This is a genomic window from Thermoproteus thermophilus (assembly GCF_055392855.1).
Genome location: NZ_AP042466.1, coordinates 823,092 through 841,298, shown reverse-complemented (window position 1 = coordinate 841,298; position 18,207 = coordinate 823,092). Strand labels below are relative to the sequence as shown.

The following is an 18,207-nucleotide window of genomic DNA, read 5'->3' as shown; positions in this document are numbered from 1 at the left end:
GGAGGGGTCCTAATAAATTTAAGTGGGCGACGTCTTGAAGGCATGGTCGACACAACGATAGAGGAATTGGCCGCGAGGAGGGTGTTGACGGGGAGGGGGGATCTGACAGTGGAGGTCGAGGTATATACGGCGGACGGCTTCGGGAGGGCCGCAGCGCCGGCCGGGGCGTCGAAGGGCAAACACGAGGTGGCCTTCTTGCCGGAGGGCGGCATCGACGAGGCCCTCGCTGCTTTCGAGAGGCTCGTGGCGCCCGAGCTGGTCGGCCTCGACGCGTCGGAGCAATACGCAGTTGATGGCAAATTGGAGGAGGTCGACGGGACGAGGCGTTTCGAGAGAATAGGCGGGGCGGTCGCCGTGGCCACGTCCATGGCCGCCGCGAGGGCCGCCGCCAACACTTTGGGGATACCGCTTTTCAGACATCTAGGAGGCGCGACGGCTAGGACCTTGCCGTTGCCGTTGGGCAACGCGATAGGCGGGGGGAAGCACAGCAGAGGGCTAGGCCCTGATCTTCAAGAGTTCCTCGTCATACCGCTAAACCCGCCCAACGCGGCGACGGCTGTCCTCGCGAACCTCGAGGTCCACAAGAGGGCTTTGAAGTACATAGTCAAGGTGGACCCCCACTTCACCGGCGGCAAAAACGACGAGGGGGCTTGGACTCCCAGGATATCGGCGGAGACCGCGTTGAGGATATTAAAGGAGGCGGCCCAAGAGGTGTCGAGGGAGATGGGCGTCGAGATAGGCCTAGGGGTGGACGCGGCCGCCTCGAGCCTTTGGAACGGGTCCAAGTACGTATACCAGAACGAGGGCAAGGAGAGGACGCCTAGAGAGCAGCTAGAGTACATGGCGAGGCTCTTGGACGAGTTCGGGCTAGTCTACTTGGAGGACCCGTTCCAGGAGGAGGACTTCAACAGCTTCGCGGAGCTGACGGACAGATACAAGGATAGGCTAATAGTGGGGGACGACCTCTACGTGACGAACGCCGAGAGGATAGAACAAGGCGGAAAGCTGAAGGCCACGACTGCCGTCTTAGTAAAGCCGGACCAGACCGGCACCCTCACGAGGGCCGCCGAGGCTGTGAGGACCGCGAGGAAGTACGGGATGAAGGTCGTGGCGTCCCACCGCTCAGGCGATACGGAGTACGACACGTTGGCCCACGTGGCGGTGGCATTCGGCGCCGAGGTCATCAAGACGGGCATAGTGGGAGGCGAGAGGACGGCGAAGTTGAACGAGCTGGTGAGGATAAGCGAATATCTGGGCAAGTGGGGGAGAATGGCGTCGATCTAAGCGATGAGGCCCTACTTGGTCGCGGCAGCCGTAATGGCCTTGGTGCTTTATTCTCTGGCTCCGTATATATCTAAACAGTTGGTCCCCGCGGCGAGCCAACAAACGGCCAGCGCCGCCTCGACCGCGACGATCGGCAACGCGACGACGGGCGTTATAACTCAGCAGAGCTCCACGACTATCGCGACCGCGACGAGCGCCGCGAGCAATACCGAACAAACGAGCACGACCGCGACGATCGGCACCACGACCGTCGAGCAGACCAGTCGGCCTAGGCCCGACATAGTGGTGGAGTTGGCCACGGCGATCGTGAACGCGACAAGGCTGCCGACCAACGCCACGTTGACGTTCGTCGTGATCAATAAGGGCGACGCCGAAGGCTTAGTGTATGTGAATAATACAAGGATATTCTTAAAGCCTAACGAGGAGGCGCGGCTGAACCTCACGATCATTGTTGCGCGCGCGGGGGTCAACCAAGTTTTGCTGTACATAAACGGGACGCCGAAGTTGTACCAGTTCGAGGCGCTCTATTTTACCCCATTGCTCGTAGCCGAGCCTGTGGTGGTGCGGACGTATGAACTGCCGGCCGAGATAGCCGTAAACGTCGTTATAAGGAACCTGGGGAACTACACGGGATACGTCGGAGGGGTCGAGATACCGCCGGGCGGCAACGCCACTCTCGCCGTGGTGTTGAATATAACAGCTGCTGGACAGTACGAGGTCGATGCATACGGCGTGCCCGTAGAGGTCTACGTGCAGTACTTGGCGACGGGGTACTCGGTGCGTGCGTACTCGCCCGAGGCCGAGATCGTGCCCGGCGAAGCCGTGCCGGTCGCGTTCTATTTGAAGAACACGGAGAACGCCACCGAGACGCTGGTGGTGAACGGGACGGCCTTGAGGCTCGCGCCCGGGGAGGGCGTTTGGCTCAACTACACCGTGTCGGCCTACGGCAAGAGGTCCGTGGCGCTGATAATCAACGGGACTACTTGGAGGTGGGCCCTCAACGTCAGCGTGGTGGCCCTTAAGGTGTTGCTGGAGATAGGCGGAGGGGTCTACAACCCAGCCCTCACGCGGCAGATCGTCATAGAGTCCAACACGAGCGCCGTGCCCTACACGTGGCTCATATCGACCAACGCGACCGGCCGCACCGTCGTCGTGGTCGTCGGGGGCGCCGCCTACGCCGTTCCGCCAGGAGGGGTCGTGCGAGTGAACGGCACGTTGCAAGCTAAGCTGAACGACTGGAACGCCGTGTCGGCGCAGATCAACGGGACGACCTACTCGGTACAAGTATATGTGCAACTCGAGCCTCCGACGTTGTACGTGGCCGGGATAACGGGCATGTCCTTCACAGACTCGAGGGAGTACACGCAACAAGCCAGCTGTAGCGGCACGCCCATCGGGACCATTACGTTCACGGCCATGGTCTACAGCATGAGCGGAGTCGTGAGCTACTCGGGCGGGACCATAACCTTCTCAGGCTCGATCAGCGTCTACATAGACAAGCTGGGCCAGACCGTGACGGCGAGCTATAACGGGAGCTCGACAAACGGCGTAGGGCAAGTGACAGCTTGGGTGGGCTTGCACGTCATAGTGGTCAAGTTCTCGGGCGGCGTGGTCACGTCGGTCGTAGTAGACGGCCAAGAGGTGAGTTGCGCCGCCTCGATCATACCGATACCGGCTTTCATGTACCAGAAGCCGCCCGCCGGCACTATCGACGCCGTGACTTTCGCGGAAAGGATAGCGGATTTGTTCGCCAAGGGCGCCGGCGAGTATATAACAAACGCCTATTACGACGGGCAACGCGTAGTGCTCATAGACGGCGAGGGGCACTCCATGATCTACGCCGGCAACTCGATAAACGGGCCTCTACAAGTCGTCATATACGGGCAGATATCCCGAGTATCATAATTTACAACGCGAAAAGTTTAAATATACCCTCCATCGCACGGTTATGCATAACTCCAAAACAACACTCCTACTGCTCACAATAGGCCTAATACTGGTCGGCATAGCGCACGGCCAAGCCGGAGGCGGCCCGTGGATTCCGGGCGCCACCATACCCTACAACATCACGATACAGATAAACACGGAATGCCCGCTCTGCTCACACGTCTGGAAGTACACCAACCCGCACTCCTGGGCCGCTGGGAAGCAGTTCACGTTGGTTATACGCGATCTCAACCAAACCACCAGCTTGACTAATGTTATACTGAACCAAACGGCCAACTCCACGGGCTTCGTCAAGTTCGTCGTCAAGGCCCCGGCCTCCGAGGTTAACATCTACACCACTTGGGACGTGGCGCTCCTCGTCAACTGGCACGGCTACTACTTCCTGCTATACGAGGTGCCCAACTTCAACGGCACATTCGCCGACTTGATAGGCAACCTCACCGGCCACTACTACACGATATTGGCTACCGGCAGCTATGTCAGCAACTACGCCTATCCGGGCCCGAGCGGCGGAAACGTCCAGTCCTACGTCCTCAACACCACATACGCCAACATAACTCATCTAAACGGCGCGGCAAGCTTCGCCAACTTGACCGTGCGCGTATTGCACCAGTTCTTCCTCGGCGTGGGCGAGGCCGGCCAGCCCTATAACTTGACCTTGAGGGAGCAGCTCCTCATAGGCGGCACGCCCGTCTATACGTGGACGTACAAGCCGAATTATACAATACCCAGCGGCGTTGCGTTCGGCCCCATCACGTATCTGGGCACCTACGTCACGTCCCTCGGCACAGTTAATCAGACAGTCGGCAGATACCTATCGCCGGGCAACGTCTCCTACACGTTCAATGTTATAATCTCCATCTACGATCCCAATACTAAGACATATGTGCAACAAACACTTATATCCAGCACTAATAAGATTTATGCTAAGGGTAATTACTCGATAGTAACAGTTAATTACACAAGCTACGACCCAACCACCGGCGTATACGGGTCCCCGACCTCCGTCAACGCCACGTGCCAGAGGTTGGTGATATGGCAACTGCCTCTCAGCACGTTGACCGTTGATATGCTCTTCGACATCAAGGGCAACCCAATACTCAGCCCCGAGTACTTCACGTTCAAAGTGCAGGAGAACATCGGCGGATATCCGTTGACCATATCGCAACAACAAGGCGGTTGGCAGACAGACATAACTGATTTGAGGTTCGGCTTCCTCCACACGCTCTGTGGAGGGGCCGTATCGAGCTTCTCCGACATAGTCAACTGTTTCAACACTCTGACGCGCGCTAAGTTGATAAGCGCAGTTCGTTCTATCTACGAGCACCCGACCCTGGCTTGGATAAGCGGCACCTTGACGTTGACCGATAGCAAGTACTCCATATCCTCCGCCAATCTGAGCCCCAGGCTAATCGTCGAGTACTCGTATCAAGCCACGCAGTATACGGCGCAGCCGCAGCCCACCAGCGGCTACGTGCAAGCTGTCGTGTTGCAAGCGCCTCTCAACGCCACAGCTCCTGTGAACTTTAAGGCTGACTTGACCGTCTCGATACTGCCCGTCCAAGTGCCGCTTTGGTGGCGCAACAACGTCACTCTGCCCAACGGCCAGCCGTTCAATAACCTGGCCTTGGCGCAAGGCCTCACCTTCGTGCTCAGCGGCACTACTGCGAGTTTGACCGAGACGGGCCAATACGCGGTAGTGGCTGATCCGTGGAGCAGCGGCATGGCAGGGACCAACCAGCTGAACACGTTGTATCTGTGGGCCCTCCCGCCGTTCGAGTACGTTCCCATAACGCCCGGCGTATACACAGATTTGTTGGCGCTCTTCAACGCCAGCGGCTATCTGCCTCTGCCCACCCTCAACGCGATACTGGTCTACGCAAACGGTAACTACGGCCTCAAGTACCTCAACTGGGGCCAAGCCGTAGCTTTGAGTAGTCTCTTCAGCCAGTACGGCCTCTCGGTCGGCACGCAACAGTACACCTATAGCTTCAGGGTCTATGCCGGCTCCATACTAGTGGGCACCGCCAACGTCGTGGCCGCATATCCGTTAGTCCAGCCCAACGGCACCATGGTCGAGACCACCAGAAACGTTGCCAGCACATTACAAGCCAAGTACGGCCCCAAGGCGTATCCCGACGCCTACACGGTACAAGCCGTGTACTACAACGCCACCGCCGGCGTGTACGGGCTACAAGCGCAGAAGCTAGGGTTCTACAACTTAGAACACGCAATTAACATAGCGATTAACCTCAAGACGATGAACTTCCTATTCCGCGACTTCTGCGGCAACGTACCTTCGGTGGTCAACGGCACTCTAAGCATCACGATATCTTACGCCGGCCAGAACATAACTCTATCTCAGCTACCCGTCGCTGCCGAGGTGCCCGTCACGATACCGGCAGCGGTCGACCAATGGGGCGCTCCGTTGACCAGCACCGCCACGGCCTACGTCACGCTCAACTACTTCGGCTATAAGCTGTACGGCACTACCAGCAATACCGCGATACCGACAAGCCCTGTGCCCATAAGCTTCGCCTTGGCCAACGCCCCCTACTTCAAGCCCGTGGTGTATTTGCCCATAGCGCCGCAGACATTCAGAGTCATGGCCGCCGTCTGGACCGAGGAGGACCCCGCCGGCGCTCCGGCCAAGGAGATATACCTAGGCCAGCAGTACCCGTTAGCCGGCTTCGTGTTGGTGCCCACGAGCCTCGCCCCCGGCTACGTGGGCGTTAGGATGGGCCAGTCCATAAGCAACGAGTCCGGTTACGCCTACTTCGACGAGTTGCCGCTCGGCGTGAACTTCAAGATGACTGTGCGCACTATCATACCGCAAGTTGATATGGAGTGGCAGTACACGGCTGCTCAAAACTACTACAACAACTCCTACGCCGCCTACGACGCCCGGTGGCTCGGCCTTAAGCCTTCCGACTACGTCTACACGTTGGGCACTAGGGGCGAGATAGACGCCGGCCTCGTGGCCAACAGCACCAACATGACCCTCACCACTTGGTGCGCCGGCCCGCAAGTCTTTGAGGCGCAAGTGTACAACCCGGTGTTCAGGGTGTTCGACAAGACCGGGAAATACTTGTTGAGCAGCCAGTACGTAGTGCCCGGCCCGTACCCCGGCGCGGCTAAGCCCATATTGGCCAACGTGACGTTGGTGATAGCCGACGAGAATAGCCCGTACCTCTACGCCTCGAGGTGGCAGAACTTCACCGATGGGGACTATCTAGTGCTCACAGACTTCAGACTAGTGGGCATGTCGGCCATGCAGTCCATCTGGACGAACATAGCGAGCAAGTATTTAACTATGGCGCAACGCTACGCCAAATGTACTGCTCAGCCCACCGGCAACGTCTCGGATGTGGCCAACGCGTTGGCGTACGCCGCTATGGCCAGCTGGTTGGCCAACTCGTCCAGCAATACCTACTCGGCCGTGTTCACGTTGTATTCGGCCCAGCCCAAGACCAACAAGGTATCGGTGTGCGACTTAACGCCCGCCACCGTGGGTGCCTTCGACATAGCCCATCTGTTCATCCCCGGCATGAGGCTACACGTGAGGGTCTGGTACATGGGCTACTTGGTGTACGACGGCTACGTAATGCTCAACAAGCCGACTGTCGATATCTTGACGAACGTAGTGCCCGTCAACGTCACGGCGTTCACCAAGGATCTGAGGCTGCCCGTCGACTCCTACATAGGCTTCACGCTGGCCAACGGCTACTTCGGCTTCGCCTTCAATAGCCCGTATGCGCCGAAATACTTCAACGACATCGACTACCTAGCCGGTCTGGCGAAGCCCTTCGGCTTCGGCCAGATGCCACTCGTATACATGTTGACCAACTTGACCGCGTACAACAACACTGCGCTCTACGACGACAAGGTGCGTTACAACTACACGAACAGATACGCCTACTACGGCAGCTATAAGCCGATCACGGCCGGCGCTGAGTTCATATATTTGCCGAACTTGTTCATATCCAGGAACTTCACAAAGCCGGTGTACCTCTACACAGTCGACGGCACCGGCTACGAGCACGCGGCTAGCTTCGACAGGTGGGTCTCGTCGAAGTATCCGCGACTTATAACTAGGACCTTCAACGTATTCGAGAGGAACACCTTCATACAGTTGTTGATGGACGGCATTACGTTGGGCGTGCCCGCGTTCAAGCTTGTGTCTTCAAGCCCCGTGTACGTCTACAACACCACGTTCGTGATGTCCATGTACAACAACACGGGCCGCGATCTGTTGAACTTGAGGACGTTGAGGCTGTACTTGCCGTGGGGCAACGGCACTAACGCCACTGTGATGGTCAGGGCCGTCAACGCCAGCAACCACGCCATCTACAGCGTCAACTTCACATTGTCGAGCTACGTCAACTTAACGCAGAACTTGCTCGCCTACGACATCAACTTGCGCAACATAGCCCTCAAGCTGGCGCGCGGCGACGCCAACGTGACGATCATATTCGTAGTGACGATCAACTACACCAACGGCCCCACTACTCAGCAATACTCAACGCCGTGGGGAGTCCTCACCAGCGGCCTCTACGTCAACGCCACCTACGCCAACGTTACTGTGGGCACCGCCGGCACTAACGCCACCTATGAGTTCGTCAACTTGACCTTCGCTAAATCACAGTATATGCAGTGGGGCGGCTTCGGCATGCCCGTGACCTACATAGTGCCCTCCGGCCAAGTGGCCCTATTGCCGCCCTACGCTGAGGGCACCTCGGCCTCCGGCTCGTACGTGGCGAGGATATGGGTCATAGCCGCCGGTAGCACCGAGGCGCTCTGCACCAACGCCCCCGCCGTCCTAGGCCCGTTGACCGACAACAAGGGCGCCAAAGTCACCGGCTACGACTTCTACGGTAAGAGGTACTTGGTGGTGAACTACTTGCCGCCGACTACTAAGCCCGTCATCCCCGTCTGGAACAGCACCTACCTCGATGAGTTCATTGACGGCAAAGGCAAGGTCGCAGGGCTCGGCTTCCCGATAGGCGGCACTAGCTCCTTCGCAGTGTACAACGCCACCGGTATCCCCGTTTGGAACGCCACTGCTTGGTACGCCGCTAATGGAGGAGTCTTGAAGCTCCCGACCACTGCGTTGGACTACTTGACCATCTACAACGACGCCTCGTTCCCGATACTGGTATCCGGCTTGGTCATCAAGTGCGGTAGCTCGAGCTACACGATACCCGTTTCGAGCGCTTCGTATGTGCCGATGTATAGCCAGTCCACTATACCGCTCAACGGCTACGGCTTCGGCAGATCCTACGCGATCAACGCCTCGGGCGTCTTGTCGCTCGTCGTCTACGCCCCGGCTTATAGCTACACGGTGACCGCCTACTACGGCGGCGTGGTCGACATGTTGAAGCACTTCCTGAACGACATACTCGTACAAGCTAATAGGACTCAGTCCGACATCGCCAAGGCTGAGCTGATGAAAGCCTACCAGTTGGCGCAGAAGGCGCTCAACAATTACACCTTGCTGGCCAGCTTGTTCAACTTGCAGTCGTTGTCGCCCAAGTTCTATCCCGAGAACGTGCTATACGCCAGCCACGCCGAGCGGAACGCCACCGGCTGGACCTACAAGTTCAACGTAACAAACAACACCTTCAAGAAGGTGCCCGTCGTCGAGAGCACCGCCGGGACTTGGGGCAAGTTGACGGTCAACTCGAGCGATTACGACTTCAAGTACAACTTCACCTTCCCCGAGCTGCCTCTGAAGTACGTACTTGACTGGAACGCCAGGCCGCTCGCCAACCAGACCGTCGTGTTGCTCGACAGAGCAACCCACAACGTATACGCCGTGATATTCACCGACAACAGCGGCCAGCTGTTCTACGATCTGCCCGATCTAGCCAAGCTCAATAAGAGCGACGCCGTGTACGTGAGCTGGTTCGACGGCTATCCGTTGATGGTGTTAACTAGAGATCCGGCGTATCTGATATGGGTGTACCAGCAAGACGTCGGCAACGACGTGTACCAGCTAGGCAACGCGACTACCACTACGCAGATAAGGACCTACGTCTACCCGGCCACCTTGACCGTCAACGGACCCAACGGACCGCTCGCCAACGTGCTGGTCCAGGTCTTCGACGATGCCACCAAGGGCGCTATGTTCTACTTCAACGGCACGACCAGTAGCGCCGGATCGGTGACCGTCTACGACAAGCTGGTGTCCTCGTATCCGGCAGGCTTCTTGTCCCAGCTGCCGTCCACCAACTTCGACTACAACGTCTACTACCCGTTCAGCAGTAGCACCGCCGCCGCTCCCGCCGATGGTAGCGTCGTCTGGGTGCCCGTGGCCACCGGCACGTTCTCAATACAGCGTGGCGCCACCGTGCCCAGTAGCGGCTACTCCATAACCTCCACCGTGACCTTCGCCAGCCAGTTCCAGATATCCCAGCCCGTCGGAGTCTCGGGTGCTTTCTATATGCAGACACCCAGCGGCACCGTCATCATACCCTTCAAGACCGTTACTATATCGGGCGCTAACTACATAGTTGCGTCGCAGCCCATACCCACCAGCATCAGCTATCCGCTCACGATGGAGGTTGATACAGTCTACATCAATGGAGTCCCGGTGAAGTTGACCATGCCGTTTAAGGCCAGCTTCACCACCACGACGTTGCCTAGCACTATCGACCTAGCCTCGTTGGGCCTCCTAGCGCCGGTGACCGTGCAAGCGCAAGACGGTTTCGGCAAGCTTAGGACCGACTGGCCCGTCACGATCACCTACAACAACGCCACCACAGCCTCTGGCAACGGCGTGGCGACCGCCTACTTGCCGCTCAGCAACTACGCCGGCCAGTACACCGTCACCGTGGCGACCACCGTGAAGTCGCCTAGCGGAGCCACAGTCGTCAACACCACCACGCTCTCGGTCAGCGGACCCGTCACCTACGTCATCAGCGTGCCTTCCGGCGTCATATCGGCTAGCGTTGTCGACGCCTTCGGCACGGCCTTGAGCAGCTCGTCCATACAGATCGCCAACGTGGCCACCGGCACAGGCTCCGTCACCGCCGAGGTGCTCGCCGGCACTTACTCCGTATCGGCGCAAGCCTTCGGCTATACGTGGAGCAAGACCGTCTCCGTCGCCCGCGGCCAGACCGCGTCGGTGCAGATAGTCGTGCCCACGGCCAAGATATCCGCCTCCGTGGTCGACCAAGCCAAGGGCACCACCGGCGCTTGGCCTATATCCATAATCGGGCCTAACGGCGCCGTCGTCGCCTCCGGCACCGGCACTGTCGAGGCCGTGGTGTTGGCCCAAGACAACGCGGGCAACTCGCTCCAGTACAACGTCGTGGCCAATACGCCCTACGGCGCCTACTCCACCGGCGCCTTCACGCTGACGCCGGGCCAGACCGCCGTCAAGCCCATAACGGTGCCCACCGCCATATTGCAGATCTCGGCCGTCGACGACAGCGGATATCCGATCAATAACTTAGTGTCGCAAGTGGACGTCTACTACGCCAACGGCACGTTGTACAGGAGCTTCTCATCCGCGCCTGTCGAGGTGGAAGTCCTCGGCGGACAGCAGTACACGATCAAGGTGACCGCCCAGCAGAACCACGTGGGCACCGCCACCATAACGCCCGCTGCCGGCCAGACCGTCGCCGTTAGGGTCACTGTGCCCGGCACCGCCGGCGTAACCATAGGCGGTGTCAGGATACCGATACCCGAGCTGGTGTTGTGGATAGTGTTGGTGATAGTGATAGTGATAATCGTCGCGATATTGTTGATGGAGTACAGCAACTGGAGGAGAAGGCGCTTGATGCAGATATTGGCCCCGCCGAAGTAATACAACGGCTCTTTTTAAACCCCACTCCTTTTTTCTCCATGCTTTCTCTAGAAGAGGGGACCCGCCTTATATCCCACATCCGCTCCTCAATGCAACGTAAGATAAAAGGCCTTCCCTTGAACGCCTCCGACGAGGTCCTCTCGAAGCGCAAGGTCGGGGTCTTCGTGACTGTGGAGTTCTTGGTGCGATCCAACGGATGGGAGAGGAGAGAGGTCAGAGGTTCGCTCGGCGTCGTCCAGCCCGTCAAGGACTTGGCCCACGACTCCGCCAAGATAGCCGCTAAGCTGGTCTTGAAAATACCCAGATTCTCGGAGATGGAGCTAAGGCGCTCCGTCGTCGAGGCGACCTTGGTGACCGAGCTGAGGGAGGCCTCGCTCGACTCCCTCTCCTCGCTCAAATGGGGCGTCGAGGGCGTATACGTCCCGCCGAACTTCGTGGTGCTCCCCCAGACTATGATAGAGAGGAGGCTCTTGGGCGAGGCGCTCAAGAGATATGTCATGAGCAACGCGGGCGTGCCCGAGAGGCTCTACGTCTTCTCGACGCAAGTGTTCTACGAGCTGAGGCCCGAGGGGCAAGTGATAGAGAGGGAGCTATGGCGCTCCAGGGTGATAGCCCAAGTGTTGGGCCGCGGCTGATGTTGTCGATTATGCTTAAATAGAGGCGAATAGTTGAAAACGTGTACGTGGAATTGTTCGTGATATCGGGCAAGAGCCAAGAGCTCGAGGAGTCCTTGAAGAAGGCGGTGGAGGAGATACGCTCCAAGGTCGAGCGGAGGGATAGGGTGAGGCTGGCCACCGTCAAGATAAGGCAAGACGCCGCGGAGCAAGTGGTCAAGATGCTCGACATGCCGGCGGAGAAGGTGCCGCCCCATTTCAGGTCGCTGGTGTCGATACTCAAGAGGTATAACGTAACGGCCTTCCCCGCTGTGGTCATAGACGGCCAGAAGGTCCTGGAGGGGTCGGAGGACGTGGCCAAGGCCTTGGAGGCCGTTTACCGGAGGGCCAACGAGGAGTTCGGCATAAGCCTAGGTCCCCTGGCTGCCGTCCCCACGCAACCGGTCCAACAACCTCCGATCCGACAGCCAGTCGCCCCTCCGCCGCCTCCGCCGGCCCGGCCGGAGGTCAAGCCGTTGGCCGAGGCCTTGAAGCCCGCCGAGCAGCCGCCCCCCGTCCAGCCGCCTCAGCCGCTCCCTCCGCCGCCTCCGCAACCCCCCGCGGTCCAGCCCTCGGCCTTGACGCCCCCGCCGGCGCCGCCCGTCGTCGTCCCGCCGACGCCGAGGCCTCCGGCCAAGGTCTCGGTGCGCATAGTGGTCGGCCGCCCCGACGACTGCCGCGAATGCGCCTATTTCGGCGAGACGACCTCGCGGTGTTATCTGTTCGGGCTAGCCGTCGCCAATTCGGCGAGGCCGCCTTGCAAGAATGTTGGAGGTTGAGCAGAAGTATAGAGCCGATATAGACAAGGTCAGGGACGAGCTCGTGAAGCTAGGCGCCGTCTTCGTAGAGAGGAAGGAGGAAGTGGACGTGTACTACCAACACCCTTGTCGCGACTTCGCCGAGACCGACGAGGCGTTGCGGGTCAGACGCTCGGGCTCAAGCGTCGAGGTGTCCTATAAGGGACCGCGCATGCCCTCCAGCGCGAAGACCAGGCTGGAGTTAACGGCGTTCGCCGAGGGCAACGTGGAGCCCATGCTCGAGGCTTTGGGCTTCAAGAAAGTCGCCGTCATAAAGAAGAACAGGGAGTACTACGCGTACAGCTCCTTGACCATCTCCGTGGACCGCGTCGAGGGCCTCGGGGACTTCGTGGAGATAGAGGCGGTCGCCTCCTCGGAGGCCTCGGTCAAGGAGGCCGAGGCCGAGATCGCCGCCTTGGCGGAGAGGCTGGGGCTTAGGGATAAGGTGGACGAGACCTACTTGGAGCTCTTCCTGAAGAGGTAAAGGTTTTATATTTACGCGGCCGAGACAACGTGGAGTTCTCGGAGTTGGCCAAGGCCTTGTCGGCGATAGAGTCCACGACGCAGAGGACGGCCATGGTGAGGCTCCTAGTCGGCTTGTTCAAGAAGATAGAGCCCTCTGAGATAGACAAGGCCGTCTACATAATCCTCGGCGATATAAGACCTCCGTGGGAGGGGCTAGAGCTGGGCGTCGGCGAGAAGCTATGCCTCAGAGCGATCGCGAGGGCCTCGGGCGCTAGGGCGGACGAGCTGGAGGAGTTGTACAAGAAGACGGGCGACATGGGTGAGGTCGCGAGGAGGGCCTTGTCTAGGAGACAAGCCCAGACCCTTTTGGCCTTCGCGGGGGGCAAGAGGACCGGCCTATCGATCTCGCAAGTGTACGACGCGTTGCTCAAGGTGGCCAAGGCCTCGGGGGAAGGCTCGCAGGACCTCAAGGTGTCCCTCCTCTCCTCGTTGTTCTCCCAGCTGTCCCCCGACGAGGCCAAATACGTTGCCCGTTTCGTCGTGGGGAGGCTCAGGCTGGGGGTGGCCGACATGACCATCATAGACGCGTTGGCCGAGGCCTTCGACGTGCCGGAGGACGCGTTGGAGAGGGCCTATAACATAAGGCCGGATCTAGGCGAGTTGGCGCGGCTGGTGGCCGAGAAGGGGAGGGCGGGGCTGGCCGAGGTCAAGATAACCCCGGGCGTCCCGGTGATGCCCATGTTGGCCCAACGCCTCAGCACGTCGCGGGAGATACTCGCCAAGCTCGGCGGCGCCGCGATATGCGAGTACAAATACGACGGGGAGAGGGCGCAGATACACATATCCGGGCGCAACGTGGCCATATACAGCAGAAGGCTCGAGAACATAACCCACGCCTATCCCGACGTGGTCGAGGCTGTGAGGAGGTCCGTCTCGGCCAAGGAGGCCATACTGGAGGGGGAGATCGTGGCCGTGGACCCCGAGACCGGCGATTTGTTGCCCTTCCAAGAGCTCATGCACAGGAAGAGGAAACACGACGTGGAGGCCGCGTTGAGGGAGTACCCGGTCAAGCTGAACCTCTTCGACCTCCTCTATCTGGACGGAGAGGACCTCACGGACAAGCCCTTGGTGTACAGACGCCTCAAGCTCTCCGAGATAGTCAAGGAGGACGAAGACGTCATGATAGCCAAGTGGGCGCTCTTCGACGACGAGGAGAGCGTGGACGTCTTCTTCCATGAGGCCATCTCCATGGGCATGGAGGGCCTCGTGTGCAAAAACCCCGCGTCTGTCTACGAGATGGGGGCCAGGGGCTGGAACTGGATAAAATACAAGAGGGATTACAGGAGCGAAATGACGGACACCGTGGACTTAGTCGTCGTGGGGGCGTTCTACGGCAGAGGCAAGAGGGCGGGCCTCTACGGCGCGTTCCTCACAGCGGCTTACGACCCCAAGACCGACACCTTCTACACGGTCTGCAAGGTGGGCAGCGGCTTCACCGACGCCGACCTCAAGAAGATGTACCAGACGTTGGAGCCGTACAGGATAGACCACAAACACCCCAGAGTCTCCTCGAGGATGGAGCCCGACGTGTGGTTCACCCCCGGCGTCGTGATCGAGATCATAGGCGCCGAGATAACGCTCTCACCGCTCCACACCTGTTGCCTAGGCGCCGTGAGGCCCGACGTGGGCTTGGCCATACGCTTCCCCAGATTCACCGGCCGTTATAGGACCGACAAATCGCCCGAGGAGGCGACCACTGTGGACGAGCTCTTGGAGATGTACAAGAACCAGAAGAAGATAAAGGTGGAGCAGAGCCCGGAGGCGGCCGGCGCCTAGGTCTTGAGGGCCCTCTCGAGAGTCCAGCGGAAGGCCCTTATTATGTCCCTGCGCCTGTTCTCGTCCCCGTAGTTCTTGACAACGATGGCCTTCACCACGCCCTCCTCCTCCTGGACTTCGTAGTCCAGCGCCGCGCTCTTCTTGCCTTGCCTCACGGCGTCTTGGTCCTCCTCTTTGTACCTCTCCAGCAACTTCTCTATGAAGAACCTCCTCAACAGCCCCTCGAGCCTTACTTGGACCTTGGGCTTGAGCACCACCTCGTCCTCGTAAATCTCGGCGGCGCCTAGCTCCTCCCCGTCCTTGGACTTGAGCGACTGGACCTCCAGAGGCCTCCTGGCGGACTCGCGCCTCTCCCTCTCCTCGGCAGCGGTCGTGAAGGACCTCTTGCCTATTACTTCGTCCAACACGGCCAAGATCCTCTTGTAGAGCTCTAGCTCTTTCTCAAGCTCGGCTATCTTCTCCTCGACGGATTTCCTCAACTGTAGGAGCTCCTCGACCACGGAAATTATAGAGGGGATAAAAATTAATAGCGGTTGCAGAACGGGCGAGCCAGCCCTGGCGCCGCCAGCGCCAGAGGCCGTCAATCGGGGCGAAAAATTAATAAGAATTAGATAGGCCTACGATAGGCCCCGGTAGCTCAGCCCGGTCGGAGCGCCCAGGGGCGTAGCCCCGCGTGCGCCTCGTAAGCGGGAGGTCCCGGGAGGGTTAAGCCCCGGGAGTTCGAATCCCGGCCGGGGCTCCACGTCCGCTCGCCCTTATCCTCTGCCCTCGGCGGAGTCGGCCCTCGCGATCGCGACGGCTGGGCCTAACAGGCCGGCGCCTCCGGGCAGGCTAATGTTCAATTGCCGGAGTCCTCGAAAATTTGTCGGAAAACTCGCTTGCGGAGTCGTCAATGTTCTGAGCGAATGGATTTATCCTCGGCTAGTTCTCCATGCGATGTATATGCCGAGCCTTATGTGCACGCAACACCCCGATTCGACTATCAAGATAACCGCCGAGGAGGAGGTGGAGGAGGCCGTGGCCGCCTTCGCCATATACGGCTGCGACGAGGTCATGTCCGACTTCGAGGGGAAGGGGACCCCCTATATACAGCCGAGGGATATCGTCGTGCGCGCGCTCAAGGCAGGGCTTCCCCTCGGCGAGAGGTTCTTCGTGACGCCGAGAATACCCAATCCCCTCCTCGAGGACTTCGAGAGGAGCATGTTGGCCATGGAGGCCGCCGTGTTGGCGGATTTGAGGGCGTTGAGGGAGGCCGGCGCACACGGAGTCCGCTGGGTCGTCCTCCCCATGTCGGAAAGCCCCGAGGACGTCCGGCAGATAGCGGATCTGCTGACGCGGAAGACTTCGGCGTATTCAAGCAAGGCGGAAATACAGCTAGTCCCCTTGGTAGAGGACGCCTTCAAGCACTTGCGGATCGATGAATTCGTCAAGGCCGTCGTGGGCGAATACCTCAGGAGGGGGATCTTCCTCGAAGAGGTCAGAGTCTTTCTCGGCAAATCCGACTCGGCTGCGGCCAACGGCCATATAGCCTCGGCCCTCGCCATAAGGGCGGCGTTGGCGATAATAGGCCGCCTCAACTCGGAGCTCGACCACAAGGTGGTCCCCATATTGGGCATGGGCTCGCCGCCGTTCAGAGGCGGGCTCAACAACCCCCTCTTGGCCTCCTCGGAGGCGGCGCAGTATTCGGGCTTCCGCACGGCGACTATCCAGTCGGCGGTGCGCTACGACGTGCCCTACCAACAGTACCTCTCAGTGAGGGAGGCCCTCCTCGCCTCGGCGGGGCGGCCCCCCGACACGTCGTTGGACCTCACCTGGGCGTCCTCGACAATTAGGGAAGCCGCTGAGTCCTACAAACGCCTTGCGTCTAAATACGCCGAGAGGATAACCGAAATAGCGGCGTTAATACCGTCGACTAGGGACAGGATTTCTTGGCGCGTTTACGGCAGGACCATAACGGCGAGCGGCGGAGCCGTCGTGAACGTGCCCAGAGCTATCGTCTACACGGCCGCTTGGTACGCAGTCGGCATCCCCCCGACGCTCCTCGATGCGCCGTTCTTGTTATCGCTTAGCGCCAGGGACGAGTTGGACAAATTCCTCAAGGCACTCCCGGCCTATCTGAGGGAGCTGGAGTTCGACGCGAGGTTCTACGACAAGAAGAGGGCCGAGGGCTTGCTCGGGCGCGCCCTCGTGGACGTAATCGACGAGGCCCTAGACGTCTTGGGGATCAAGGCCGAGCGCATCGAGGAGATCCCGCCGTTTATCCCATCGCCCTCCTACATATTAGCCGAGGCGCGCGCCAGGGGGTTCTTGGGCTGAACATCCTCGAACGACACGACGGCGACTCCGGCCAATATGAGAGCCATTCCGGCGATAGCGGAGGGCGAGGGCACTTGCCCGAAGACGGGCACCGCCAAGAGCGTCGCGCCCACGGGCTCGCCGAGCGCTCCCACCGCCACGGTTATGGCCCTGTACTTCCCGAGGAGGTAGTTGAATACGGAATGCCCCAACAACATCGGCACCATGGCTATCGCGGCGAAGAGCAGATATACCTTGGGGGAATAGCCGAAGAGCTCCGCCCTAGCCCCCAGCGCTGCGGCCAAGGAGAACAAGGCCGCGAAGCCGTAAGCGATGGTCGTATAGCTAAGCGTATCGGCCCTAGCTCTGACCAGCCTTCCGACAGCTAAATAGCCGGCGAAGGCGAGGGCCCCCGCGAGGGCCAACGCAGCGCCCAACAAGTTAGTCCCGCCGAGATTGGCTGCGGCGGATAACATCAAGGCGCTCCCCGCCACGGAGGACAAGACGCCGGCTATCGTCCTCTTGGAGACCTCCTCCGAGAGCCCATATCTGCTTATCGCGAGCATGAACAAGGGGTGGACGTTCACCAACGTCGTGCTGATAGCTATAGTGGTGTAGAACAAAGAGCTTATCCAAGTTATGAAATGCGCAGACAAGAAGGCGCCCGCCAAAGCGGCGGCGGGCCACCAGCCGCCAGCCCTTATCCCCTTGCCCGAGGCCATAGCGACAATGGCCGTTATGGCAGTGGCTATGGCGAGCCTCCAGAACGTTATCGCCAAGGAGTCGACCCCGGCGAGCCTTATCAAAATCGAGGCGCTGGATATGGCGGTTATCGCCACGGGCAACAGCAAGAGATCCCAGCGCCTAGCTGCGATGGCTCCGTGCATAAGGGCTAGGCCAATCGGCGAGTTCCCGACACTCTATATCTCACATACACAGCTGGCAGACCTCGGGGGCGGCCGATCGGGCGAGGGCTATCGGCGACGATTGCGTCGAACGGCGGCGCCATGATATATACTTTTTGGGCGGTATTTATACGATGAGGATAGTCATGCCGAGTGATCCGTGATCGATCCAGGGGTAGCCGAGGCCCTCAATTAATCAAATGATTAAAACATAT

General features: G+C 59.6%; 10 protein-coding genes and 1 tRNA gene. 9 read left to right on the top strand and 2 right to left on the bottom strand.

The features are described from left to right. Window positions 1–42: 42 nt before the first annotated feature. From eno to ACZ5PA_RS04980, 7 genes are read left to right on the top strand one after another with little or no spacing between them, the layout of a single operon-like run. Complete coding sequence (gene eno, locus ACZ5PA_RS05010) at window positions 43–1,284, top strand: phosphopyruvate hydratase (protein WP_464931178.1); 1,242 nt, start codon at window positions 43–45, stop codon at window positions 1,282–1,284. Between the two features lie 3 nt (window positions 1,285–1,287). Beyond that, entirely contained in the window at window positions 1,288–3,189 is a 1,902-nt protein-coding gene (locus ACZ5PA_RS05005) for a hypothetical protein (protein WP_464931177.1), read from the top strand. Window positions 3,190–3,232: 43 nt separating this feature from the next. After that, window positions 3,233–11,041: a hypothetical protein gene (locus tag ACZ5PA_RS05000; protein ID WP_464931176.1), complete on the top strand. Its 7,809-nt coding sequence runs from the start codon at window positions 3,233–3,235 to the stop codon at window positions 11,039–11,041. Between the two features lie 38 nt (window positions 11,042–11,079). Next, complete coding sequence (locus ACZ5PA_RS04995; RefSeq protein ID WP_464931175.1) at window positions 11,080–11,676, top strand: AMMECR1 domain-containing protein; 597 nt, start codon at window positions 11,080–11,082, stop codon at window positions 11,674–11,676. A 41-nt stretch (window positions 11,677–11,717) separates the two neighbouring features. Beyond that, the gene (locus tag ACZ5PA_RS04990) at window positions 11,718–12,473 is read left to right on the top strand and encodes a hypothetical protein (protein ID WP_464931174.1); all 756 of its coding nucleotides are present in this window, start codon (window positions 11,718–11,720) and stop codon (window positions 12,471–12,473) included. Further along, window positions 12,460–12,975: a class IV adenylate cyclase gene (gene cyaB / locus ACZ5PA_RS04985; RefSeq protein WP_464931173.1), complete on the top strand. Its 516-nt coding sequence runs from the start codon at window positions 12,460–12,462 to the stop codon at window positions 12,973–12,975. The genes ACZ5PA_RS04990 and cyaB overlap by 14 nt, the downstream gene beginning before the upstream one ends. Before the next feature lie 29 nt (window positions 12,976–13,004). After that, window positions 13,005–14,792 carry an ATP-dependent DNA ligase gene (locus tag ACZ5PA_RS04980; protein ID WP_464931172.1) on the top strand — a complete coding sequence of 596 codons (1,788 nt, stop codon included), beginning with the start codon at window positions 13,005–13,007 and terminating at the stop codon, window positions 14,790–14,792. Here ACZ5PA_RS04980 and ACZ5PA_RS04975 read toward each other — a convergent pair. Beyond that, complete coding sequence (locus ACZ5PA_RS04975) at window positions 14,789–15,292, bottom strand: hypothetical protein (RefSeq protein ID WP_464931171.1); 504 nt, start codon at window positions 15,290–15,292, stop codon at window positions 14,789–14,791. The genes ACZ5PA_RS04980 and ACZ5PA_RS04975 overlap by 4 nt on opposite strands. 126 nt (window positions 15,293–15,418) lie before the next feature. Between ACZ5PA_RS04975 and ACZ5PA_RS04970 the strand changes: the two genes are divergently transcribed. Beyond that, window positions 15,419–15,534 (top strand) — tRNA-Thr (locus ACZ5PA_RS04970). Window positions 15,535–15,734: 200 nt separating this feature from the next. After that, window positions 15,735–17,108, top strand: coding sequence for a phosphoenolpyruvate carboxylase (gene ppcA, locus ACZ5PA_RS04965; RefSeq protein ID WP_464931170.1), 1,374 nt, complete (start codon window positions 15,735–15,737; stop codon window positions 17,106–17,108). On the opposite strand, the gene ACZ5PA_RS04960 is transcribed toward ppcA, so the two are convergent. Beyond that, window positions 17,066–17,974: a DMT family transporter gene (locus tag ACZ5PA_RS04960; RefSeq protein WP_464931169.1), complete on the bottom strand. Its 909-nt coding sequence runs from the start codon at window positions 17,972–17,974 to the stop codon at window positions 17,066–17,068. The two genes, ppcA and ACZ5PA_RS04960, sit on opposite strands and share 43 nt — an antisense overlap. Between the last annotated feature and the right edge of the window lie 233 nt (window positions 17,975–18,207).